Annotated in this window: 19 protein-coding genes and 1 tRNA gene; 18 read left to right on the top strand and 2 right to left on the bottom strand. The window is 47.0% G+C overall.

The window, feature by feature from the left end:
* The first annotated feature begins 3 nt into the window (after positions 1–3).
* Genes KVT36_RS00330 through argH form a run of 3 tightly spaced genes read left to right on the top strand, consistent with a single transcriptional unit; the run spans position 4 to position 3,006 of the window.
* Positions 4–1,068: a M20 family metallo-hydrolase gene (locus KVT36_RS00330; protein ID WP_217601520.1), complete on the top strand. Its 1,065-nt coding sequence runs from the start codon at positions 4–6 to the stop codon at positions 1,066–1,068.
* Position 1,069: 1 nt separating this feature from the next.
* A complete protein-coding gene (locus KVT36_RS00325; RefSeq protein ID WP_217601519.1) occupies positions 1,070–1,651 on the top strand; it encodes a GNAT family N-acetyltransferase in 582 nt (193 codons plus the stop codon).
* A 20-nt stretch (positions 1,652–1,671) separates the two neighbouring features.
* Positions 1,672–3,006 carry an argininosuccinate lyase gene (argH, locus tag KVT36_RS00320; RefSeq protein WP_217601518.1) on the top strand — a complete coding sequence of 445 codons (1,335 nt, stop codon included), beginning with the start codon at positions 1,672–1,674 and terminating at the stop codon, positions 3,004–3,006.
* Between the two features lie 77 nt (positions 3,007–3,083).
* Here the strand turns inward: argH and KVT36_RS00315 are convergent, their stop codons facing one another.
* Complete coding sequence (locus KVT36_RS00315; RefSeq protein ID WP_217601517.1) at positions 3,084–5,465, bottom strand: TonB-dependent receptor; 2,382 nt, start codon at positions 5,463–5,465, stop codon at positions 3,084–3,086.
* 252 nt (positions 5,466–5,717) lie between these two features.
* On the opposite strand from KVT36_RS00315, the gene KVT36_RS00310 reads away from it, so the two are divergent.
* The 7 genes from KVT36_RS00310 (at position 5,718) to KVT36_RS00280 (ending at position 11,374) form a co-directional block, all read left to right on the top strand.
* On the top strand, positions 5,718–6,119 hold the full coding sequence (locus KVT36_RS00310) for a single-stranded DNA-binding protein (protein ID WP_217601516.1): 402 nt from the start codon (positions 5,718–5,720) through the stop codon (positions 6,117–6,119).
* An 832-nt stretch (positions 6,120–6,951) separates the two neighbouring features.
* Positions 6,952–7,647, top strand: coding sequence for a SatD family protein (locus KVT36_RS00305; RefSeq protein ID WP_217601515.1), 696 nt, complete (start codon positions 6,952–6,954; stop codon positions 7,645–7,647).
* Positions 7,647–8,420 carry a DUF3307 domain-containing protein gene (locus tag KVT36_RS00300; RefSeq protein WP_217601514.1) on the top strand — a complete coding sequence of 258 codons (774 nt, stop codon included), beginning with the start codon at positions 7,647–7,649 and terminating at the stop codon, positions 8,418–8,420. Before KVT36_RS00305 ends, KVT36_RS00300 begins: the two co-directional genes overlap by 1 nt.
* A 107-nt stretch (positions 8,421–8,527) precedes the next feature.
* Positions 8,528–8,599: transfer RNA gene (locus KVT36_RS00295), tRNA-Met, on the top strand.
* A 189-nt stretch (positions 8,600–8,788) separates the two neighbouring features.
* Positions 8,789–9,655 (top strand): GTPase Era, encoded by an 867-nt coding sequence (gene era, locus KVT36_RS00290; RefSeq protein WP_217601513.1) that lies wholly within the window; start codon positions 8,789–8,791, stop codon positions 9,653–9,655.
* A 93-nt stretch (positions 9,656–9,748) separates the two neighbouring features.
* Positions 9,749–11,062, top strand: coding sequence for a ribosome biogenesis GTPase Der (gene der / locus KVT36_RS00285; protein WP_217601512.1), 1,314 nt, complete (start codon positions 9,749–9,751; stop codon positions 11,060–11,062).
* Positions 11,063–11,170: 108 nt separating this feature from the next.
* Positions 11,171–11,374, top strand: coding sequence for a hypothetical protein (locus KVT36_RS00280; RefSeq protein ID WP_217601511.1), 204 nt, complete (start codon positions 11,171–11,173; stop codon positions 11,372–11,374).
* Between the two features lie 149 nt (positions 11,375–11,523).
* Here KVT36_RS00280 and KVT36_RS00275 read toward each other — a convergent pair whose 3' ends face one another.
* A complete protein-coding gene (locus KVT36_RS00275; RefSeq protein WP_254639775.1) occupies positions 11,524–13,131 on the bottom strand; it encodes a S41 family peptidase in 1,608 nt (535 codons plus the stop codon).
* Positions 13,132–13,324: 193 nt separating this feature from the next.
* On the opposite strand from KVT36_RS00275, the gene KVT36_RS00270 reads away from it, so the two are divergent.
* The 8 genes from KVT36_RS00270 (at position 13,325) to KVT36_RS00235 (ending at position 23,046) form a co-directional block, all read left to right on the top strand.
* Complete coding sequence (locus tag KVT36_RS00270) at positions 13,325–14,200, top strand: N-acetylglucosamine kinase (protein WP_217601510.1); 876 nt, start codon at positions 13,325–13,327, stop codon at positions 14,198–14,200.
* 43 nt (positions 14,201–14,243) lie between these two features.
* The gene (gene murQ, locus KVT36_RS00265; RefSeq protein ID WP_217601509.1) at positions 14,244–15,065 is read left to right on the top strand and encodes an N-acetylmuramic acid 6-phosphate etherase; all 822 of its coding nucleotides are present in this window, start codon (positions 14,244–14,246) and stop codon (positions 15,063–15,065) included.
* 25 nt (positions 15,066–15,090) lie between these two features.
* Positions 15,091–15,654 (top strand): hypothetical protein, encoded by a 564-nt coding sequence (locus KVT36_RS00260; protein ID WP_217601508.1) that lies wholly within the window; start codon positions 15,091–15,093, stop codon positions 15,652–15,654.
* A 224-nt stretch (positions 15,655–15,878) separates the two neighbouring features.
* Positions 15,879–16,562, top strand: coding sequence for a succinate dehydrogenase cytochrome b subunit (locus KVT36_RS00255; protein ID WP_217601507.1), 684 nt, complete (start codon positions 15,879–15,881; stop codon positions 16,560–16,562).
* Positions 16,563–16,595: 33 nt separating this feature from the next.
* Positions 16,596–18,569, top strand: a complete 1,974-nt coding sequence (locus tag KVT36_RS00250) for a fumarate reductase/succinate dehydrogenase flavoprotein subunit (protein WP_217601506.1) — start codon at positions 16,596–16,598, stop codon at positions 18,567–18,569.
* Between the two features lie 34 nt (positions 18,570–18,603).
* A complete protein-coding gene (locus tag KVT36_RS00245; protein WP_217601505.1) occupies positions 18,604–19,368 on the top strand; it encodes a succinate dehydrogenase/fumarate reductase iron-sulfur subunit in 765 nt (254 codons plus the stop codon).
* Between the two features lie 158 nt (positions 19,369–19,526).
* Entirely contained in the window at positions 19,527–20,906 is a 1,380-nt protein-coding gene (locus KVT36_RS00240; protein WP_217601504.1) for a Gfo/Idh/MocA family protein, read from the top strand.
* A gap of 13 nt (positions 20,907–20,919) precedes the next feature.
* Positions 20,920–23,046, top strand: coding sequence for a S9 family peptidase (locus tag KVT36_RS00235; RefSeq protein WP_217601503.1), 2,127 nt, complete (start codon positions 20,920–20,922; stop codon positions 23,044–23,046).
* Positions 23,047–23,179 lie beyond the last annotated feature (133 nt).

The raw sequence follows: 23,179 nt of genomic DNA, 5'->3' as shown, positions 1-23,179 counted from the left end.
CTTATGTGGAACCTACAGTTATACGAGGATGCCGTAAAACTCTTAAAACAATTGATTGCTACCCCTTCCTTTAGCAGGGAAGAACAAGGCACCGCGCAGCTTATTGGTGTTATGCTGGCAGAAAAAGGTGTTGCGTATAACCAGCACCTCAATAATATATGGGCGCAGAATAAGTACTTTGATCCGTCCAAACCCACAGTGCTGCTTAACTCCCACCATGATACCGTAAAACCTAACCCGCAATATACCCGGGATCCCTTTAGCCCGGATGTGGTGGATGGTAAATTATATGGCCTCGGAAGCAATGATGCAGGCGGTTGCCTGGTAAGCCTTATTGCTGCCTTCCTGCATTATTATGAGCAGCCCAACCTGCGTTATAACCTGGTAATAGCGCCCACTGCAGAAGAAGAGGTGAGCGGCACCAATGGTATAGAAAGCATTTTATCACAGCTGCCGCCCATAACATTAGCCATAGTAGGGGAGCCTACGCAAACGCAGCTGGCCATTGCTGAAAAAGGCCTGATGGTGCTGGACTGCACCAGCCATGGTAAAGCAGGCCACGCTGCCCGTAATGAAGGCGAGAACGCTATTTACAAAGCTTTACAGGATATTAATTGGTTCCGTGAATACCAGTTCCCCGAAGTATCGGAAACACTGGGCCCGGTAAAGATGACGGTTACCGTGATCAATACCTCAAATAAAGCGCATAACGTAGTGCCGGCAGATTGTTCTTTTGTGGTAGATGTGCGGGTAACGGATAAGTATACACTGGAAGAGGTGCTGGCTGTCATAACACAAAATGTTAGCTGCACAGTAGCACCCCGCTCCATGCGTATGCGGCCTTCGGGCATTGCGCTGGATCATCCTGTTGTGCAGGCAGGTATGCGTATGGGTAAAACCTGGTACGGGTCACCCACCACCTCAGACCAGGCGCTGATCCCTGCTACTTCTATTAAAATAGGTCCCGGCGATTCTGCCCGCTCACATACGGCCGATGAATTTATCTACCTGGAAGAGATTAACCAGGGCATTGACACCTATATTAAATTGCTGTCAGAAATTTTATAAGATGAACTTTTATCCGGTACTGGAAAATAAACGGGTGTTATTACGCCCCCTGCAGTTAGAAGATGCGGAAACACTGCTGCCCGTAGCATTACAGCCTGCTTTATGGAAAGTAGGTATTGTGAACCTGCAGCAGAAGGCCGACCTGGTGAATTATATACAGGGTACACTGGACTTAAGGGAGCAAAAAACAGAAATGCCTTTTGTGATCTTTGATAAAAAAGAAGGCAGGGCAGCCGGCAGCACACGTTTTATGAATATAGCGGCGGCCCACAAGCGGGCAGAGATAGGCGCTACCTGGATAGACACAGCCCTGCATGGCAGCGGTTTAAACAAAGCCATGAAGTTTGCCATGCTGCAGCATGCTTTTGAAGTGATGGACCTGAACAGGGTAGAGCTGAAAACAGATGAGCTGAACACACAATCCCGCAATGCTATTGCAAGCATCGGCGCCAAACAGGAAGGCATTTTCCGCCATCATATGATAGTGAATGGCGGCCGCCTGCGCAATACCGTTTACTTTAGCATACTGAAAGAAGAATGGCCGGAGATCAAAGAGCGGGTATTTGCGAAATATAACTTTTAACGCCCCATCAATCGTAGCTTATGAAACTATGGCAAAAAGATAAAGCGTCCCTCGCTGCAGTAGAGCAATTCACTGTGGGCAGGGACCGTGAAATGGATACTTACCTGGCGCCCTTTGACGTGCTGGGCTCCCTGGCGCACATCACCATGCTGCAAAAGATAGGGCTGTTAACAGCTGAAGAATTAGCTGTACTGCAGCAGGAGCTAAAGAACATCTATAAAGAGATCCAGGCCGGTAATTTTGCGCTGGAAGAAGGCGTGGAAGATATTCACTCCCAGGTGGAGCTGCTGCTTACCCGCCGTTTGGGCGAAGTAGGTAAAAAGATTCATAGCGGCCGTTCCCGCAACGACCAGGTGCTGGTGGATCTTAAACTATTTCTGCGCCATGAGCTGCAAACCCTGGTGCAGGATGTAAAAGTATTTTTTGACCTGCTGCAGCAAAAGAGTGAACAATATAAATCTCATTTATTGCCAGGTTACACCCACCTGCAAATAGCTATGCCATCCTCTTTCGGTTTATGGTTAGGCGCTTATGCAGAAAGCCTGGTAGATGACCTTACCGTATTGCAGGGCGCCTATAAAGTGGTAAACAAAAATCCGCTGGGCTCTGCTGCCGGTTATGGTTCTTCTTTCCCGCTGGACCGTGAGCTAACCACTTCCTTATTAGGTTTTGAAACGCTTAACTATAATGTAGTATACGCCCAAATGGGCCGTGGTAAAACAGAGAAGATCGTGGCCTTTGCGCTGGCCGGCTTAGGTGCTACCCTGGCTAAAATGGCCATGGACGCCTGTTTGTTCATGAACCAGAACTTTGGCTTCATTAGCTTCCCGGATGAGCTGACCACGGGCTCCAGCATTATGCCGCATAAAAAGAACCCCGATGTTTGGGAGCTGATCCGCTCTTATGGCAACAAGCTGCAGGCACTGCCCAATGAGATAGCTATGATGACCACCAACCTGCCATCCGGCTACCATCGCGATCTGCAGCTGTTGAAGGAGAACCTGTTCCCTGCATTTCAAACCCTGCGCAGCTGTCTGCAGATGGCCGGTTTAATGCTGAACAATATGCAGGTAAAGGAAAACATCCTGGACGATGAAAAGTACCGCTACCTGTTTAGCGTGGAAGTAGTGAATAAGCTGGTGCTGGAAGGCGTGCCTTTCCGTGAAGCATACAAACAGGTAGGAATGGATATTGAAAAAGGAACCTTTGTGCCGGCTAAAGAAGTACACCACACGCATGCGGGCAGCATTGGCAACTTATGTACAGAACAGGTAAAAGCGTTAATGGATGAAGTGCTGAATGAATTTCCGTTTAACAAAGTAAACGCCGCGGTTAATCAGCTGGTAGCGGGTTAATTAAGTTATAATAAAAAATGTCCTGCAACTTTTGGTGCAGGACATTTTTTATTATAGGATACTCAATCCGTAATTTCCTAAAACGCTACGGTCAGCCCCACCATATAATTCGTTCCCGCCATTGGGTAATAATAGTTGTCTGATACCAGTTTTCCACCTTCAATCCACGTATAGCTGGCGCCGTTAGGTTCATACTTTTTATTGAAAATATTATTAACCGCCACCTGTAATCCCAGCTCTTTAAACAGCGGTTGTGGAATGCTGTAGCGCAGGCGTACATCATTAGTATAATACCCGTTCAGGCTGCGTTCTTTACTGCCGGTATTATCCAGGTATTGGCGGCTCACATACTTGCCTATCACATCTATATCCAGGCCTTTTACCGGTTTGGCACTAAGCGTATAACCCGCTACCACGCTGGGGGAGAAGGAGATGTCTGAATTGCCGTAATGCACGGTATCCTGCACGCCGGTATCATAATTATCAACAAAGGCCGTGTAATTCTTTATTTTATTCTGGCTAAAAGCGGCATTAGCGCCAAATGTAAATACTTCACTGAGCTTTACGCTGCCCTGCAGCTCTACACCGGCGCGGTAGCTTTTGGGAATATTGGTACGTGTATAAGCGCCTACATCATTCAGCTTACCGGTTTGCACCAACTGGTTCTTATAATACATGTAATAGGCATTGGCCTGTACATTCACACGGTTATTACGGAATACATAACCTGCCTCTATGTTCTGCAGGTTCTCATGTTTAGGCGTTTGTGTAAGCCCCGCTTCAAAATCATCGCGGTTCGGCTCTTTATTACCTATGGAATAAGAAGCATACAATTGGCTGCTGGTGTTCAGGTAATAATAAATGCCCGCTTTAGGATTAAAGAAATTATAGGTATTGTGCTGTATTAATGTTGGGTTATCCTCAAAACCATCTATGTTAAAACGTACCGTGCGGTATTGCAGATCGGCAAACAGGCGAATGGCTTCCGTTAATTTAAATTCGCCCTTCCAGTAAATATTAAAGTCGGTTTTAACCGCATCCAGGTCATAGTATTTATAGTCTTTATCAATATCATATTGTGCCCAGATGATCTTGCCGTAATGCCCACCCTCATAGCGGTTCCAGCCGCCGCCTAAGCTCCAGTTCAGCTTTTGGCCGGTACCGTTCACAGAGAAAACAGTACCGTAAAAATCATTATCCAGCCATAGCTGGCGAATGAGGTCTGTAGTATCTACCGGCAATCCGTTTATCACTGGTGAGCTAAGCCCGTAACTGGCAAACAGCTGCTGCGCTTTGTATTGTTCATAATAACCTTTGCCTTTGGTATAGTGCAGGGCCACGTTAAAGTTCAGCTTTGAGTTTATTTCCTGGTTCAGGAATAGCTGGTAATGATCCTGCTGGTAATTATCCGTTTCATTATCATAAGGCGCACCGGGTTTCTCCGTGCCGGCAGAGTTGTAGGTACGGTCTGTATGCAGCAGCGCTTCCGGTACCCCGTTCCAGGCCTGGTAGGTTTTTTCCTTACCGGAAAATACATTCAGGCGAATGGCTGTCTTTTTAGAAATATAAGCAGCAGAGGTATAAAAAGAATGCAGGTCAGAGCTGGCCCGGTCTATATAACCATCAGAGCTGATCTTAGATAAGCGTGCATCAATGGTAAAGTGATCATTGATCAAACCGGAACCGGCTTTTACCGTGTGTTTCCAGCTGTTAAATGAGCCATAGCTGTTGCTGATCTCTCCATAGGCCTTATCCCGGAATTCATTGGTGCTCAGGTTCAGGGATGCGCCAAAAGCCCCGGCCCCGTTGGTAGAGGTGCCTACACCCCGTTGCAGCTGTATGCTGTTTACAGAAGAGGCAAAGTCGGGCATATCCACAAAAAAGGTCCCGGATGATTCTGCATCGTTAATAGGAATACCATTTACGGTAACGTTAATACGGGTAATATCAGAACCGCGCACCCGTAATCCCGTATAGCCGACGCCGTTACCTGCATCGGAATTGGTAACAACACCCGGCAACTGGTTCAGCAGCAGTGGCAGGTCCTGCCCCAGGTTTTGCTTTTTAATATCTTCTGCATTTAAGCTGGAGGTGGTAAAAGGCGCGTTCTTACCGGCGCGCAGGCTGCTGATCTCCACCGGCTGCACAAATAACCCGGTCTCTTCCAGGGGTATATTCAGCTCGTTCACCGCATCGCTGCCCTGCAGCGTAGTAATATAAGTGCGGTAACCCAGGTAGCTGGCCTGCAGGCGGTAGCTGCCTTTGGACGGTACTTTCAGCTGGTACCGGCCATGGGCATCCGTAAGCACGCCGTTGTTATTGTTGCCCTGTAAAATAATGGAAACGCCCGTTAATGGCTGGCCCTTGGTTTTATCAGTAACGGTACCGGAAATAGTTTTTTGTGCATATAGCACAGTAGTGCTGGCAAGCAGCCACAAAAGCAGTAAGGATTGTTTCATTATTATGTTTTTCCTAACCAGCATTACCTGGTCATAGGTTCAATGGGTGTGATCTCAGCCTGACAGTAAGGCACCCCTTTAGTTGAATTATAACAGCACAAAGTTATATCTGTAGTATTAAAAAAAAGAAAATATTTTTCCGGTTAATTATTTTATACTAATTTCCATCCCTCATCTCTCTCTCGATTTTTATTTCACCCTATTTTCTAACCAGTTAACCGTATCGTTAACCGACCATTTAAATTTTAACTAATGATTAAACTGCAGATCATTGGCTATCTCGGCAAAGATGCCGTACAGAGAGAAGCCGCAGGAAAGACCGTATTAAGCTTCAGCGTTGCTCACACAGAGCGTTTCAAAAGTCAGCAAGGTGTGCCCCAGGAAAGAACTACCTGGGTAGATTGTGCCCTCTGGGACCGTGTGAACATGGCCCCTTATTTAACGCAGGGCACACAAGTGTATGTAGAAGGGACACCGGTAGCAGATGCTTATAAGAACAGCGCTAATGAAGCTATTGGCCAGCTAAGGCTGCGTGTGTTCAACGTGCAGCTATTAAATGGCCGCCGTCATGATGATCACTCCAAAGCTGCCACCGCAGGCATTTTAGAAGATGATGCCCTGCAGGAACAACCGGCGGATGATTTACCGTTTTAGAGGTGTTATGTAATTCATAGCATATGAGGCCGGCTCTTTCCAGGGTTGGCATTACCAGACTGTTATTAGCTTGTTATATACTGCTGCCGGGATAACCGGTAGTGGAGAATTTTTTGTTCAATGGTTTGTTCATTTAACCGGCCGGCCTTGTCCAGGGCCGGTATTACCTTATACTATTAAAATATTGCAGCTGCCGTATAAGCGTCAGCCTGGAAGTTTGGTTTTCATATCATATGGTTATGATTGGCCGGCCTTTTCCAGGGTTGGTGATTGTTTATGGCATGCTGCCGGTTTTGCCGGCGCATGACCTGGGTTTATTTTTGAGGATTATGTTTTACATGAAAGGAACAGACCGGCTTTTTCAAAGGCTGGTTCACTTTAAGCTATTAACGTATTTACTATAGCTGCCGGGAAGCGTGCAGGGCATGGATGTGATTAAAATGTTTGATTGTAGTTCATAGAAAACCGCCTGCCTTTTCCAGGGTTGGTATTATTATACTGACCGGTTAAGGGGTTAGCCGGTCAGTATTTTGAGTTGTAAACGATTAATAGACGACCCGCCTTGTCGAGGGCCGGTCTTATTTTATGTTGCGGTTAAATTATTGAAGGGCCAATATTGTTTAATGTATTAAACGATCCGGCCCTTTCCAGAGCTGATCTTGTTTTTAAGTTGGCAATAAACGCAAGCATCTTTAATTTAGGCTGGAGCCTTAATTCATACCTAATTAAGGCTCCAGCCTAAATTTTTGCCGAAATTCCTCCTAAGATTAAGGCTCCAGCCTTAATTTTAGCTATCTTTAGGCTGGAGCCTTAATAAACGGCTTTTTGGAGTATGGATAAGGTATATGCGATAATTACCGGTGATGTTGTTAATTCCCGGGGCATTGATCCGGAAGCCAGGAAAAAATTATATGCTGACTTTGACGTTTTTTTAAAAGCATCTAAAAAGGAATGGCTTAAAAGCTTTGAAGTATACAGGGGCGATAGCTTTCAATGCGAAGTGCGTAAACCTACTAACAGCCTGAGGGTAGCTTTAATGATAAGAGCTTTTTTTAAGGCCTACCTCACTGCAGCAGAAAAAAAGCAGCGGGGTAAACGAGGCGCCTCCTTAAAAGGATACTTAAATGCAAGATTTGATATCCGGTTGTCCGTTGGAATAGGACAGGTAGATTTTATCAATAAGAATAAAGTAAGCACTTCCGATGGAGAGGCATTCCAGCTTTCAGGAGAAGGGCTGGACCTGCTAAAGGGCCTGGGGCAAAAGCTTGGCCTGAAAACTTTTGACAGCGCCTTTAATGAGCAAATAACACCCATTGTCCTGTTATTGGACGCATTGATAGAAAAATGGACGCAAAACCAGGCGGAGATTATTTTATATAAGCTGGAAGATTGGAAAGATGAGGAAATAGCGGAGAAACTTAGCATCAGCCCTTCCGCAGTTACGCAAAGGAAAAAAACTGCGCAGTGGAATGCAATTGAAAAAACAGTAACCTACTTTGAAAAGACCATGCAAAACCTGATAAAGTAATGACATTTTTCACACCGGAAGAAGTGACCATCCTGCTACGCCTGCTCTTAGCTCATTGTGCTACAGATTTTTTGCTGCAGCCCAATAAATGGGTAAATGATAAGCAAGCGCATACCTGGAAATCAAAATATTTATGGTACCACGGGCTGGTTACAGGTTTGGCAACTGCGGTGGTATTATGGAGCCCGTCATTATGGTGGGCCATCCTGATCATTACTCTTAGCCATGTATTTATAGATGGCATAAAAGTATCCCTGGAAAAGAAAGGCAGCTCTCTTTTTATGTTTATAGCGGATCAGCTGCTGCATGTTATTATACTGGTACTGGTATGGCTGGCCATTGTTAATGGATGGAACAGGATACCCCATACCTGGAGCTTATTATCCGTTAATTACAGGTTATTGGCATACTTGCTGGGGTACCTGGTTGTAATAGGCCCGGCCAGTATTATTATTCAGTTTATAACAAAGCGGTGGCTGACAGAAATAAATACGGAGGATAGCCTGAAGGATGCAGGCAAGTGGATTGGTATACTGGAACGTATCCTGGCTTTAACATTGGTCTATACAGGCCAGTTCGCTGCAATTGGATTTTTAATGACCGCTAAATCATTGTTACGCCTGGTAGATAAACCGGATGGAACCAGTTTAGTACCGGTCCGGCCCTTTAGTTCCAGGAAACATACAGAATACGTGCTCATAGGTACTTTCCTGAGCTTTACAATTTCTATAGGCACGGGTTTGCTTATAAACCAACTGGCAAATTTTAAATAAATAACAGAGGACTGGTATGATTTCTGTTGGCTTATTTAAATCGCTTCAAACTTTTTTTGAAAAAGATTTGGCAGTAATAAATCATCCCCGTACATTTGCACCCACATTGCGAGGTAGAGCAGAGGTAGCTCGTCGGGCTCATAACCCGAAGGTCAGAGGTTCGAATCCTCTCCTCGCTACAAAAGAGAAGTCCCGGCAGAGGTCGGGATTTTTTGTTTAAGAGAGAAATAAGACATCCGTAGGTCGGTGGCCGGAAGTTCAACATCCTCTCATCACTACAAAAACATTTAAAAAGCCGGAGTAATTCGGCTTTTTTTATTTTATTTCGTTAAGGCCTTATAAAACCCTTAACGGAAAAAATTACAGCAATGCACAAAGCAGGATTTGTAAATATTTTCGGTAAGCCCAACGCAGGTAAAAGCACCCTGCTCAACGCCCTCATAGGTGAAAAGCTGGCTATTATATCCCCGAAAGTACAAACCACCCGCCACCGCATTACCGGCATTGTTACGGCACCGGAATACCAGATCGTTTTTTCAGATACCCCAGGCATCATTGATCCAAAGTACAAACTGCATGAGAAAATGATGGGCGCGGTAAAATCCGCCCTGGAAGATGCAGATGTAGCTTTGCTGATCATGGATGTGAAAGATAATGTGGCAGAGAACCTGGAGCTGTTTGATTCCCTGAAGCTGAAAGCATCCTGCATCCTGGTGCTGAATAAAATGGATGTGCTCGAAAAGGAACCGCTGGCTGCCGTGCAGGCCCAGTGCGAAGCCTGGGGCAAAGCAAAGGTGGTGACCATCGCTGCCGTGCAGAAAAAAGGCATTTCAGAGCTGCTGAACCAGATCGTAGCCCTGCTGCCGGAAAGCGAGCCTTTTTACCCGGAAGATACTTTAACGGATAAGTCTACACGCTTTTTTGTAGGCGAGATGATCCGTGAAAAGATCTTCCAGTTATTTCAGGAAGAAATTCCCTATCATACAACCGTCGTTGTAACCCAGTACCAGGAAAAACAAACGCTGGTAAAGATCACCGCAGAGATAGTGGTAACACGCGAAACGCAGAAAGCCATCATCCTGGGAGAAAAAGGAAAATCAATCCGCCAGATAGGTACTCTGGCCCGCCAGGATATTGAAAAATTCATAGGACAAAAAGTTTTCCTGGAACTCTTCGTGAAAGTAAGAAGCAAGTGGCGGGATAACGAAACATTCTTAAGGGAATACGGATATTAATCAATTTTCAATGATCAGTTAAGGATCACGAATGTAAGCAGCCGTTGCAGGCCATTCGTAATTCGTAATTGGCAATTCGTAATTAAACAAGTTATGTCAGGATTTACAGTCGCCATCGTCGGTCGTCCAAATGTGGGTAAATCTACCCTGTTCAACCGTTTGCTGGAGCAGCGCAAAGCCATTGTAGATGATATAAGCGGCGTTACCCGCGACCGTCAGTATGGTATTGCCGACTGGAACGGTAAAACATTCAACGTAATAGATACCGGTGGTTTTGTAGCTAATAGTGAAGATATCTTTGAGCGGGAGATCCGCAAGCAGGTGAAAATAGCCATGGAAGAAGCCAACGTGCTGCTGTTCATGTGCGATGTAACCACCGGCATTACCGACCTGGATGCGGAAGTAGCAGATATGTTACGCCGTTCCTCCAAACCGGTATTCCTCGTCATCAATAAGGTAGATAACGGGGAGCGCCTGCTGGAAGCTACCGAATTTTACAGCATGGGCTTTGAAAAGATCTACTTCCTTTCCTCCATTACCGGTAGTGGTACCGGTGAGCTGTTGGATGAAGTGGCCACCCTGATCCCTGAAGAGCTGCAGGCAGAGCCTAAAGATGACGACCTGCCTAAAATAGCCATCATCGGCCAGCCCAACGTAGGTAAATCATCTTTGCTGAATGCACTGGTAGGAGAGGAGCGCAACATTGTATCCGATATACCAGGCACTACGCGCGATACTATTCATACCCACTACAAACTGTTCCAGAAAGATTTTGTGCTGATAGATACCGCCGGGGTACGCCGCAAAAACAAAGTACATGAGGACCTGGAATTTTATTCCGTGATCCGCGCTATTAAGGCCATGGACGAAGCAGATGTGTGCCTGCTGATGCTGGATGCCACCAAAGGCATTACTGCACAGGATCTCGCCATCTTTAGCCTGGCTGTTAAAAAAGCCAAAGGCATGGTGGTGCTGGTAAATAAATGGGACCTTATAGAAAAGGAAACCAATACCGCCCGCGATTATGAGGCAGAGCTAAAGAAAAGACTGGCGCCGTTCTCAGATGTACCTATCATTTTTACCTCTGTACCGGAAAAACAACGCATTTTCAAAGCTATAGAAGAGGCCCTGAAGGTATATGAGAACCGCAGGCAAAAAATACCTACCTCCAAGCTGAATGATATTATGTTAAAGGCCATTGAATCTTACCACCCGCCGGTAGTAAGGGGCACGCCTATACGTATTAAATATGTAACGCAGCTGCCCACATATACCCCCGCTTTTGCCTTTTTCTGCAATTTGCCGGATGATGTGAAACCACCTTACAGGAACTATCTGGAGAACCAGATACGCTCAAATTTTGATTTTCAGGGCGTTCCTTTAAGAATATTCTTCAGGAAGAAGTAATTATTGGGGAGAAAGTCCACAAGTATAACACATTATAAAAATACATATTTTATATTCAAATTTATTTATATAAATTTGCGTGATCTTAAAACTAATCACTTACAGAGTATGAAAAAATTATTCGTGTTCGCCATCGCCGCAGGTATGACCTTCGTAGCTTGTAACAGCGGTGCATCTTCAGAAACTACTGATTCTACAACTACAGCTGTTGACACCCTGTCTGCTGCTCCCGTTGATTCTTCAGTAGCTACTCCTGATTCAACTTTAGCTGACACAACTGCTGCCGCTGCTGATAGCGCTGCACATCACTAATTGTGTAGGAAGTTATTGTAGCTTTCTTGCAAGAAGTTATTAAAAGGCCGTTCCGCATGGAATGGCCTTTGTATTTTTAGCAGATGGCGTAAATAAAAAGGGTGAAAAGCAGTGCCTGCCTTTCACCCTTTTTATTTATAAATGTTAATCTATTCTTTTGCTTTCTCTAATTCCGTTACCGCGCGTTTTACCAGCGGATCGCCGGCATTGATCACTTCATAAAAACCTTCGGTACGGTATAGCTGCCTTGCCAGCATGGTTTTAATACGGTCGCGGATCTCCGTTTCATCTTTAGCAGTTATCCGCTCTGTATGAATGCTGTCTTTACGGGCATAACTCAGGAAATCATCATACAGCTCCGGCGTTACCGCAAACTGCCGGGTAAATCCGGATGCATCTTTATAACGGTTCAGCACATCCCTGTGGGCATTGTAATACTTGTAGGCAAAGTTGCTGAATGTATTACGTGTGTACATATCCGTTAATACCGCAGAAAAGCGGGAAGTATCAAAAGGTATAAATATATCCGGGGTAATACCGCCGCCGCCATATACCACGCGGCCTTTGGCCGTTTTATACGGGATGGTATCTGCCTGTTTAATACTATCCTTGTTTAACAGCTCGCCATGCGTATAGCGGTTCATAATATCCTCATCATAAGCTTCGCGGCCGTTGCTGTAAGATTTTTGAATGCTTCTGCCGGAGGGAATGTAATAACGCGCCACGGTTAATCTTAACGCGCCTCCGTTGCTCAGGTCAAACTGTTCCTGCACCAGGCCTTTACCAAAAGTACGGCGGCCTATTATCATCCCGCGGTCCCAGTCCTGTATGGCGCCGGCCAGTATTTCGCTGGCAGAGGCGGAGCCTTCATCCGTAAGCACTGCCAGGGCGCCTTTTTCAAACAACCCGGGTTTTTCACATTTATAATCTGTACGCGGGTAGCTTTTACCTTTTGTATAAAGGATCAGTTTATTACCATCCAGCACCTCATCAGCAATACGGGTAGCAGCATCCAGGAAGCCGCCGGGGTTCTGGCGCAGGTCTATTACCAGCTTTTCCATACCCTGTCTTTGCAGCTTGCGCAGGGCGTCCATAAACTCCTGGTAAGTGGTAGCTGCAAATTTGCTGATCTTAATATAACCTATCTTGGGTGTAATAAGGTAGCTGGCATCCACGCTGTACAGGGGAATCACGCCGCGTTTGATCCGGATGTCCACCTGTTTGTTACGGCGCAGCATGGTTACTTTTACTTCAGATCCTTTAGGTCCCCGCAGCAGCTTGCGGATCTTGTCGGATGTAATGCCGTTTCCGGTTACCAGCAGGCTGTCATTCACCTTAAGGATCTTATCGCCTGTTAATACCCCGGCTGCTTCAGAAGGGCCGCCGGCCAGCACAGCCACTACATTCACAGTATCATCCGTAATGTTAAACTCTACGCCAATACCTTGAAAATTACCTTCCAGGTCTTCATTCACTTCTGCCAGGTTGGTAGGCGGTATGTATATGGAGTGCGGATCCAGGTGAGATAATAAACCATCTATGGCTTCCTGCTGCAGGTCGTCTACCTTTAAGGTATCCACGTATTTTACTTTAATAAGGTCCATGGTTTCCTGTAAAGCACTGCGGCCGCCCCGGCTAAAAAGTACGGTACTTCCACTTTGCGCTCCGGGCATTTTATGACCCAGGTACATTCCCAGCGCCAGCACAATTGCAAATAAGAGGGGTAAAAAAACATTCAGCTTTCTATTGTTTGACATAATTCCTGTATTGAGCCCCAATCAATTTACGGTCTTGGATTTACTATTTTAGATTAGCCTGGAGCGGAGAACGCATTACCAAATCTAAAATCTGAAATCGTAAATCTAAAATTATAAATTGGCCGATTTGTTTAAATTGTGACAAAAATAGCATAATTATATTCTGCTACATTAATTTCATAAATCAACGGATATGCCTGTAAAGGTTAAGCTGATAGCGGATAGTGGTTCTACGAAGGCAGACTGGAGCCTGTTAACTCCAAGTGATCATTTCCGTTATCAAACACAGGGCATCAGTCCTTTTTTCCTTAACGCCCAGCAGGTGCGTGAGGTGCTGGAAAAGGAGCTGAAGCCGCAAATGCCCCCGGGGGTAGAAGTAGAAGAGATCTTTTACTACGGTACCGGCTGTTCGCAGCCCAGAAGTGTGCAGATCATGCAGGAAGCCCTGGGCGCCGTATGGCCCCATGCAAATATTGCGGTATCACACGATCTGATGGCCGCTGCCCACGCGTTATGCCAGCACGGTCCCGGTATAGCCAGCATACTGGGTACCGGTTCCAATAGCTGTTATTACGACGGTGAGCGTATTGCGCATAATAACCCAGGCCTGGGCTTTATACTGGGCGATGAGGGGAGCGGCGCTTACCTGGGCCGGAAGCTGCTGCAGTATTATTGTTATAACTCTTTTGACGAGGAGCTGCAAATGCGCTTTGATGCAAAGTACCATACCAATAAAGATGAGATCCTGGAAAATGTGTACCGCAAACCCATGGCTAACCGCTACCTGGCCGGCTTTTCCGTGTTCCTGGGCGAGAACCGCGGGCATTTTATTGTAGAGAATATATTGGAAGATGGCCTGAACGATTTTTTCTTTAACCATATCTATAAGTACAGCGAAAGCTGGACGCATCCGCTGCATTTTACCGGTAGCATAGCCTGGCATTTCCGGGATGTGCTGCAGGCCCTGTGCGAGCTGTATGAGCTGCAGCTGGGATCTGTATTACGCAATCCTATGGACGGTTTAATAAAATACCATGAGGAAGCAGGCGTAAAAAGTAGTAAGCTGTAAGCAGCATAAATCGTAAATCTAAAATCTACAATCTAAAATAGAAATGTCCTTTGTAAGAGTAACGGAGCAAACTTCCCACTATCGCCACCTGGAAAAGATGACCGTAGCGGAGATCCTGACCAATATTAATAAAGAAGACCAAACGGTGCCCCAGGCGGTAGCAAAAGTAATTCCGCAGATAGAAAAGCTGGTAGCAGCCATCGCAGATAAAATGCTGGCCGGTGGCCGCCTGTTTTACATGGGCGCCGGTACCAGTGGCCGTTTGGGAATTGTGGATGCATCGGAATGCCCGCCCACTTTTGGCGTACCGCATGGTTTGGTAATAGGCATTATTGCCGGTGGGGATGCCGCCATCCGCAAGGCAGTGGAATTTGCAGAAGATGACCGGGAGCAGGGCTGGAAAGACCTGCAGGAATTCAACGTCACAGAAAAAGATGTGGTAATAGGTATTGCCGCCAGCGGCACCACGCCCTATGTAATTGGCGCCCTGCAAAAGTGCCGCCAGGAGGGAGTGGTTACCGGCAGCATATGCTGTAATGCCGGCGCGCCATTATCCGCCGCCGCCGATTATCCCATAGAAGTGGTGGTAGGCCCGGAGTTTGTAACCGGCAGCACCCGCATGAAAAGCGGCACCGCGCAAAAGTTGGTATTAAATATGATCTCTACCGCAGTAATGATCCAGCTGGGAAGGGTAGAGGATAATAAAATGGTGAACATGCAGCTGAGCAATGATAAGCTGGTGGACAGAGGCGTAAAAATGCTGATGGAAAAGCTGCAGCTCAGCGAATATGAGACCGCTAAAGACCTGCTGTTAAAGGCCGGCAGTGTCAGAAAGGCGGTAGAAGAATATAGCAAGATGGCGTAACTTTAGGAGAGTAGATTGAGAGCCCATGCACGATATAGAACCATATTATAACTGGCGGCATTTGTACGCAGCGGAAGAAGATGAGCTATCGCCTTTCTATGGCAGGGAGTACAGCGAATTTGAATTTACCAATACCGTATATAACTATTACGTACATCCGCAGTGGGACGATTTTGGCTCCCGCACACTGTATCTGAAAGTATTGTTTGCAGATTACCAGTTCAACTTTGCCATTATAGAATTGTTGGGAGAATGGAATGATGCCATTGAAAATGATATTATGACCCTGAAAAGGGAGATCATAGATGTTATGGTAGCCGAAGGCATTAACAAATTTATTCTCATTACAGAAAATGTCATGAATTTTCATTCCTCAGACGATTGTTATTATGAGGAATGGTGGGATGATATTAAGGACGAGGGCGGCTGGATCGTGAGCCTGAACATGCCCGAACAAACCAAACACGACTTTGTGAGGGCCCGCCTGGACAACTATGTACACCTCCTTGAAAACGACAAATGGAGAACCTACCAGCCCCAGCACCTCTATAATCTCATCGATAATGTCATGATGCGGCGGTTGGAGTAGCAAAATGTCCATAATTCATGGTCCATAGTCCATGGCAGTGTACATTAAGGACATTTTACCTGCAAACTGATATATCGGAAACTTCTATGGACCATCGGCTATGGATCATGGACTTAATTAGCTAAAACTGAGAAATATCATTTGCTTTTAACTTTTCCTGCGTTAAATTTGCCCGACATTTAGGAATTTTATCATATTACTTATAAGGAAGCTCAGTATTTTATATGAAGTGGTCACAATTCTTCGATACCTCTATTGGCAAAAAAATATTAGTAGGCGCTACCGGTTTTTTCCTTTGCAGCTTCGTATTGGTGCACCTGGCCGGTAACGTCCAGCTGCTGTACAACGATGGGGGCAAAGCTTTTAACAGCTACGCCGCCTTCATGGGGCACAACAGCCTGATCCAGTTTATTGCCTGGGGCTTAAAGATCGTGATCCTGCTGCATGCCATTATTGCCCTGCAGCTTACTTTCAGTAACCGTAAGGCCCGCCCGGTGAAGTATGCAATTAACCCGGGTAACCAAACCTCTTCCTGGTTTAGCCGCCAGATGGCTGTTATGGGCAGCATCCTGCTCATTTTCATCATTATTCACCTGGCCGATTTCTGGTGGAAATTCCACTTCGGCAATGTACCCACCATTAACTACGACGCCACCGGCGAACCGGTAAAGGACCTGTACTCCACAGTACAGTATGCCTTTAAGGAAGGCTGGCTGGTAGCCTTGTATGTGATCGGTATGATCGGTTTGTCCTTTCACCTGGTACACGGCTTCAAAAGCGCCTTCCAGACCTTTGGTTTAAACCATGTTAAATACAACGGCTTAATTAATTTCATAGGGGTATGGCTGTTTGGCATCCTGATCCCTATTGGTTTTGCTGCTATTCCGGTGGTAATATTTTTCAAATAATTTCAAGCTTTACTCTCAAATTTTTGACATATTATGTTGGATGCAAAAATTCCTGCCGGCCAGTTAAATAGTAAATGGGAAGATTATAAAGGACATTGTAAGCTGGTGAACCCGGCTAACAAACGCAGTCTGGAAATAATCATTGTGGGTACCGGCCTGGCAGGCGCTTCAGCAGCGGCCTCTTTAGGCGAATTAGGATACAAGGTAAAAGCATTCTGCTTTCAGGATAGTGCCCGCCGTGCGCACAGTATTGCAGCACAGGGTGGTATTAATGCTGCCAAGAACTACCAGAATGATGGTGATTCCGTTTTCCGTTTATTTTACGATACTGTAAAAGGTGGCGACTACCGTTCCCGCGAATCCAATGTGCATCGCCTGGCAGAGGTAAGCGCTAATATTATAGACCAGTGCGTGGCACAGGGTGTGCCCTTTGCCCGTGAATACGGTGGCCTGTTAAGCAACCGCTCTTTTGGTGGTACACAGGTACAGCGTACTTTCTACGCCGCCGGCCAAACCGGCCAGCAGCTGCTGTTAGGCGCCTACTCCGCATTAGAGCGGCAGGTGGCCCTGGGTAACGTAACCCTGTATACCCGCCATGAAATGCTGGATATAGTGAAGATAGATGGGAAAGCCCGCGGCATCATTGCCCGCGACCTTACTACCGGTAAGCTGGAACGCCATTTTGGCCATGCCGTGCTGCTGTGCAGCGGCGGTTATGGTAACGTGTTCTACCTGTCTACCAACGCCATGGGTTCTAACGTAACTGCAGCATGGAAAGCAACTAAAAAAGGCGCTTACTTCGGTAACCCCTGCTTTACACAGACCCACCCAACCTGTATCCCCGTTTCCGGCGATCATCAGTCCAAATTAACGCTGATGTCAGAATCACTGCGTAACGACGGCCGTATATGGGTGCCCAAGAAACAGAACGATACCCGTAAACCAAGCGATATACCTGAAGACGAAAGGGATTATTACCTGGAAAGAAGGTACCCCGCCTTTGGTAACCTGGTACCGCGCGATGTGGCCTCCCGTGCTGCCAAAGAAAGGTGCGGTGCCGGTTATGGTGTAGGTACCTCCAAACAGGCCGTGTACCTGGATTTTGCCGCTAACATGGAACGTTATGGCAAAATAGAAGCCGGCAAACGCGGGTTGCATAACCCAACACCGGACCAGATCCGCCAGCTGGGTAAAGAAGTAGTAGTAGAGAAATACGGTAACCTGTTAGATATGTTGGCCAAGATCACCGGCGAAGATCCCTACGAAGTGCCGTTGCGCATTTACCCTGCCGTGCACTATACCATGGGCGGCCTGTGGGTGGATTATGAGCTGATGACCACCGTACCTGGTTTATATGCTTTAGGTGAAGCCAACTTCTCTGACCACGGCGCTAACCGCCTGGGTGCATCCGCACTCATGCAGGGCCTGGCCGACGGTTACTTTGTAATACCTTACACCATTGGTAACTACCTGGCCGATGAGATCCGTACCAAAGCTATTCCCACAGACCATCCGGCCTTTGTGGAAGCAGAAAAGCAGGCACAGGAAACTCTTGACCGCTTAATGAATATTAAAGGCAGCAAGTCAGTGGATCACTTCCACAAAAGGCTGGGTAAGATCATGTGGGAGAAATGCGGCATGGCCCGTAATGAGCAGGGTTTGAAAGAAGCCATTGAAGAGATCAAAGCGCTGCGCGCTGAGTTCTGGAAAGATGTGCGCATACCCGGTGAGGCCAACGAGATCAACCCTGAGCTGGAAAAAGCAGGCCGTGTGGCCGACTTCCTGGAACTGGGTGAGCTGATGTGTCTTGATGCCCTGAACCGCCGCGAATCCTGCGGAGGCCACTTCCGCGAAGAATCGCAGACAGAGGAAGGGGAAGCGCTGCGCGACGATGCCAACTTCGCTTACGTAGCCGCCTGGGAATACAAAGGTGATAGCACCTACGAATTGCACAAGGAGGCACTCGTATTTGAGGAGTGTAAGCCTACACAGCGCTCGTACAAATAATCTAATTCTATTATTGAGTAATACAGCCATAACAATGGAACATTATACCATGGGCCTCACATTAAAAGTGTGGAGGCAAAAAAATACAAAAGCTCAGGGTGGTTTTGAAACTTACCAGGTAAAAGATATCTCTTCTGAAATGTCTTTCCTGGAAATGTTCGATGTGTTGAATGAACGCCTGATCAACGAGGGAAAAGAACCGATAGCATTTGACCATGACTGCCGTGAAGGTATTTGCGGTATGTGTTCCATGCATATCAACGGCCGTGCACATGGCCCCTGGGCAGGTACTACTACCTGTCAGCTGCACATGCGCGCCTTTAAAGATGGCGATACCATTACCGTAGAACCCTGGAGAGCAGAAGCTTTCCCGGTACTGAAAGATCTGACGGTAGACCGTGGCGCCTTTGACCGCATTATTGAATCAGGTGGTTTTATATCCGTAAACACCGGTAACGCGGTAGATGCGAATGCTATTCCCATCCCGAAAGATAAAGCCGATGCCGCATTTGCAGCAGCAGCCTGTATTGGTTGCGGTGCCTGCGTGGCAGCATGTAAGAACTCCTCTGCCATGCTGTTCGTATCTGCTAAAGTATCCCAGCTGGCCCAGCTGCCGCAGGGCGAGCCGGAAAGAGCTACCCGTGCGCTGAACATGGTAGCTCAAATGGACAAAGAAGGTTTTGGTAGCTGTACCAACACCGGCGCCTGCGAAGCAGAATGTCCGAAAGAGATCTCCCTCACTAACATTGCCCGCCTGAACCGCGAGTTTATCCGCGCTGGTTTTACCTATGAAAAATAGGTAACGCCGCCAGGTAAATATTATAAGCCGCAGGCTGTCCCGCTATAAACGGGGCAGCCTGTTTTGTTTTACCACTCCTCAGCAGCGGTTACAGAAGTTCCGTTTTTTTCGTTATTATTATACAGTCTATCCACGTCTAACCTAAAATCAGGAACGTTATGTCTAACAACTCCCGCAGAAAATTCCTCCGGCAACTGGGCAGCACCGCTGCTTTAATAGGCGCCGGCCCCCTGGCATCCCTGGGCAGGGAACATATACATATATTACAACCCGAAAAACGTATATCCGCTAACGATAAGATACGCCTGGCCTGCGTAGGCATGGGTATTATGGGCTTTGGCGATGTGGATACCGCGCTGAAAGTACCCGGTGTGGAGTTTGTTGGCGCTGCTGACCTGTATGATGGTCACCTGCAGAAAGTAAAGGAGGTATACGGCAGCAATGTATTTACCACCCGCGATTACCGGGAGCTGCTGGACCGTAAAGATATTGATGCGGTAATAGTAGCTACGCCGGACCATTGGCACGATACTATTTCCATTTACGCCATGGAAAAAGGTAAAGCAGTGTATTGCGAAAAACCCATGGTGCAGCAGATAGCAGAAGGGCACCAGGTAATAGCCACGCAAAAGCGTACCGGCAAAGTGTTCCAGGTAGGCAGCCAGCGCGTAAGCAGCATAGCCATGGTAGAAGCGCGTAAAAGATACCAGGCCGGCGAAATAGGACAGCTGAATGTAGTGGAAGCCTGTTATGACAGGCATGATGCGCTGGGCGCCTGGCAGTATTCCATACCGCCGGATGCCAGCCCCAAAACCGTTGACTTTGACACCTTCTTAAAAGATACCGCCAAAGTGCCTTTTGATCCCGTACGGTTTTTCCGCTGGCGCAATTACCAGGCATATGGCACCGGCATTCCCGGCGATCTGTTTGTGCACCTGATCACCGGCCTGCACTACATTACCGGCTCCATAGGCCCTTCCCGCGTTTTTGCCAGCGGCAATTTAGTACAGTGGAAAGATGGGCGCGATGTGCCGGATGTAGTAATAGCTATTTTTGACTACCCTGAAACCAAGGTGCATCCTGCCTTCCAGACCACCCTGCGGGTGAACTTTGCAGATGGCGGCGGTGGCGGGCAATACACCCGTTTTATTGGAACAGAAGGCGTATTGGAAATGGGCTGGAACGATTTTAAGATCAAAAAACATAAGCTGCCGGAAGCTCCCGGTTATGGCGGGTGGGATACATATAACACCTTCACCAAAGCGCAGCAGGAAGCCTATGTACAGCAGTACAATACCAAATATCCCGAAGCCATGCGCAAAGGAGACAGGTCTGAAAGTAAGTACGCTGCACCTGCCGGTTATGATGACCGTCAGGATCATTTCGTGAATTTCTTTGAAGCTATGCGCTCCGGCAAAGCTGTTGTGGAAGACGCCACCTTTGGCCTGCGCGCCGCCGGCCCGGCATTGCTTACCAATGAAAGCTACTTTAAAAAGCAGCCCATTCACTGGAACCCGGAAAGCATGCAAATTGTTTAATTTACATTCCTATATGAAGCACACGCCAGGTTTTACCGCATTATTATGCATTAGCCTTTTAGGCTGTCAGGAGAAAAAGAACACTATGACGGAACAATCGAATGTACCAGCGCCGGTAGCGCCTAAAATACCCAAGACGCTTACCATACACGGAGATACCCGCACGGACAATTACTACTGGATGAATGACAGGAACGATCCGAAAGTGATCGCTTACCTGCAGGCAGAAAATGCTTACCTGGATACCATCATGCAACCGGAGAAGAAACTACGGGAAAGCCTGTATGAAGAAATGAAGGGCCGCATTATGGAAACCGATGCCAGCGCCCCTTACATGAAGAATGGTTATTATTACTACACCCGTTTTGAAACCGGTAAGGAATATCCCATCTACTGCCGTAAAAAAGGCAGCCTGGAAGCAGCAGAGGAAGTAATATTGAATGTAAATGAAGTAGCCCAGGGGCACGCCTATTGCCATGTGAATGGCCTGTCCGTAAGCCCGGATAACCAACTGCTGGCCTTTGGGGTAGATACGGTAAGCCGCCGCAAATATGTGATCCGGGTAAAAGAGCTGGCTACCGGCAACATTTTACCGGATGCCATTCCTGAAACCAGCGGAGATGTGGCATGGGCCAATGATAACCAGACTTTCTTTTACACCGGCAAACACCCGGAAACATTGCGTGAGGAGCGTATCTTGCGCCATAAGCTGGGTACGGAAGTTAGTAAGGATGAACAGGTGTACATGGAAAAAGATGAAACCTTTGATGTAGATGTACGCCGCAGCAAATCCGGTCAGTTCATCATGATCGCCTCTACCAGCACACTTTCTGCTGAATACCGCATATTGGATGCATCCAAACCGGAAGGCAGCTTCAGGATCTTTCAGCCGCGCCAGAAGGATCTGTTGTATGATATAGAACCGCTCAACGATCGTTTTTACATCCGCACTAACCTGGATGCAAAAAATTTTCGCCTGATGGAAAGCCCGCTGGATAAGACTTCCAAAGAGAACTGGAAAGAAGTGATCCCCCACCGTGCAGATGTATTGCTGGAAGAATTTGAAGTGTTCCGTGAATACCTGGTGCTGGCGGAGCGTAAGGATGGCCTTTCACAGCTGCACATCATGAACCTGCAAAACCACCAGGATCATTACCTGCACTTTGATGAACCGGCCTATGTAGCCGGCATCAGCATTAACCCGGAGCTGGATACCAAAGAGCTGCGCTACAGCTATACTTCCATGACCACACCCGCCTCTACCTACGATTATAATATGGAAACCCGCAAAAGCGAGTTAAAGAAACGGCAGGAAGTGCTGGGCGGTTATGATCCCAAAGATTATGTAACAGAACGTTTAACCGCCACCGCAAAAGATGGCGTAAAAGTGCCTATCTCTATTGTATATAAAAAAGGGTTTGAGAAGAACGGCAAACATCCGCTGTTGCTGTATGGGTACGGCTCTTACGGCATTACTACAGAACCTGCATTCAGCAGCGCGCGTTTAAGTTTGCTGAACCGTGGTTTTGCTTTTGCTATAGCGCATATCCGCGGCGGTGAAGAAATGGGCCGTTATTGGTATGAGGATGGTAAGCTGTTTAAAAAGATGAACACCTTTACCGATTTTATTGCCTGTGCAGAACATTTGGTAGCGCAGCATTACACCTCACCGGACCACCTCTATGCCCAGGGCGGCAGCGCAGGCGGCCTGCTGATGGGTGCCATAACTAATCTGCGGCCAGACCTCTGGCATGGCGTAATTGCAGGCGTTCCGTTTGTAGATGTGCTTACCACCATGCTGGATGAAAGCATTCCGCTTACTACCGGTGAGTTTGATGAATGGGGCAATCCCAAGAACAAGGATGCATATGAGTACATGAAGTTATACTCTCCCTATGATAATGTAGTAGCGAAAGCCTATCCCAATATGCTGGTTACTACCGGCCTGCACGATTCACAGGTGCAATACTGGGAGCCTGCCAAATGGGTGGCCAAACTGCGCGAGCTAAAAACAGATCATAACTTGCTGCTCATGAAAACCGACATGGAAGCCGGCCATGGCGGTGCTTCCGGAAGGTTTGCCGCATTAAAGAAAACAGCCCTGGAGCAGGCGTTTTTGCTAAAGCTGGAAGGGAAGTGAGGTTTTTAATTCATGGCCTGCTACAGCATAGAAGTAATACGAGAAAAGGCGGTTGCATAACCGCCTTTTTCTTTTAGTATAAACCTTATTAATACTTACCTGTTCTTGTGCAACACTTCATACGCAGTAGGCA

Origin of the sequence: Chitinophaga sp. GbtcB8, from assembly GCF_019091455.1 — a bacterium.
Lineage (GTDB): Bacteria > Bacteroidota > Bacteroidia > Chitinophagales > Chitinophagaceae > Chitinophaga.
Note: the sequence above shows the minus strand (reverse complement) of the source record. Positions and strands in the feature narration are given on the sequence as shown.

Excerpts from the sequence above, each read along its gene's own strand:
- KVT36_RS00270 (WP_217601510.1), top strand. The coding sequence starts at position 13,325 with ATGCCTGTAAAGGTTAAGCTGATAGCGGATAGTGGTTCTACGAAGGCA.
- KVT36_RS00240 (WP_217601504.1), top strand. The coding sequence starts at position 19,527 with ATGTCTAACAACTCCCGCAGAAAATTCCTCCGGCAACTGGGCAGCACC.
- KVT36_RS00255 (WP_217601507.1), top strand. The coding sequence starts at position 15,879 with ATGAAGTGGTCACAATTCTTCGATACCTCTATTGGCAAAAAAATATTA.
- KVT36_RS00235 (WP_217601503.1), top strand. The coding sequence starts at position 20,920 with ATGAAGCACACGCCAGGTTTTACCGCATTATTATGCATTAGCCTTTTA.
- KVT36_RS00245 (WP_217601505.1), top strand. The coding sequence starts at position 18,604 with ATGGAACATTATACCATGGGCCTCACATTAAAAGTGTGGAGGCAAAAA.
- era (WP_217601513.1), top strand. The coding sequence starts at position 8,789 with ATGCACAAAGCAGGATTTGTAAATATTTTCGGTAAGCCCAACGCAGGT.
- der (WP_217601512.1), top strand. The coding sequence starts at position 9,749 with ATGTCAGGATTTACAGTCGCCATCGTCGGTCGTCCAAATGTGGGTAAA.
- KVT36_RS00250 (WP_217601506.1), top strand. The coding sequence starts at position 16,596 with ATGTTGGATGCAAAAATTCCTGCCGGCCAGTTAAATAGTAAATGGGAA.
- KVT36_RS00305 (WP_217601515.1), top strand. The coding sequence starts at position 6,952 with ATGGATAAGGTATATGCGATAATTACCGGTGATGTTGTTAATTCCCGG.
- KVT36_RS00315 (WP_217601517.1), bottom strand. The coding sequence starts at position 5,465 with ATGAAACAATCCTTACTGCTTTTGTGGCTGCTTGCCAGCACTACTGTG.
- KVT36_RS00280 (WP_217601511.1), top strand. The coding sequence starts at position 11,171 with ATGAAAAAATTATTCGTGTTCGCCATCGCCGCAGGTATGACCTTCGTA.
- KVT36_RS00275 (WP_254639775.1), bottom strand. The coding sequence starts at position 13,131 with ATGTCAAACAATAGAAAGCTGAATGTTTTTTTACCCCTCTTATTTGCA.
- KVT36_RS00300 (WP_217601514.1), top strand. The coding sequence starts at position 7,647 with ATGACATTTTTCACACCGGAAGAAGTGACCATCCTGCTACGCCTGCTC.
- argH (WP_217601518.1), top strand. The coding sequence starts at position 1,672 with ATGAAACTATGGCAAAAAGATAAAGCGTCCCTCGCTGCAGTAGAGCAA.
- murQ (WP_217601509.1), top strand. The coding sequence starts at position 14,244 with ATGTCCTTTGTAAGAGTAACGGAGCAAACTTCCCACTATCGCCACCTG.
- KVT36_RS00310 (WP_217601516.1), top strand. The coding sequence starts at position 5,718 with ATGATTAAACTGCAGATCATTGGCTATCTCGGCAAAGATGCCGTACAG.
- KVT36_RS00330 (WP_217601520.1), top strand. The coding sequence starts at position 4 with ATGTGGAACCTACAGTTATACGAGGATGCCGTAAAACTCTTAAAACAA.
- KVT36_RS00325 (WP_217601519.1), top strand. The coding sequence starts at position 1,070 with ATGAACTTTTATCCGGTACTGGAAAATAAACGGGTGTTATTACGCCCC.
- KVT36_RS00260 (WP_217601508.1), top strand. The coding sequence starts at position 15,091 with ATGCACGATATAGAACCATATTATAACTGGCGGCATTTGTACGCAGCG.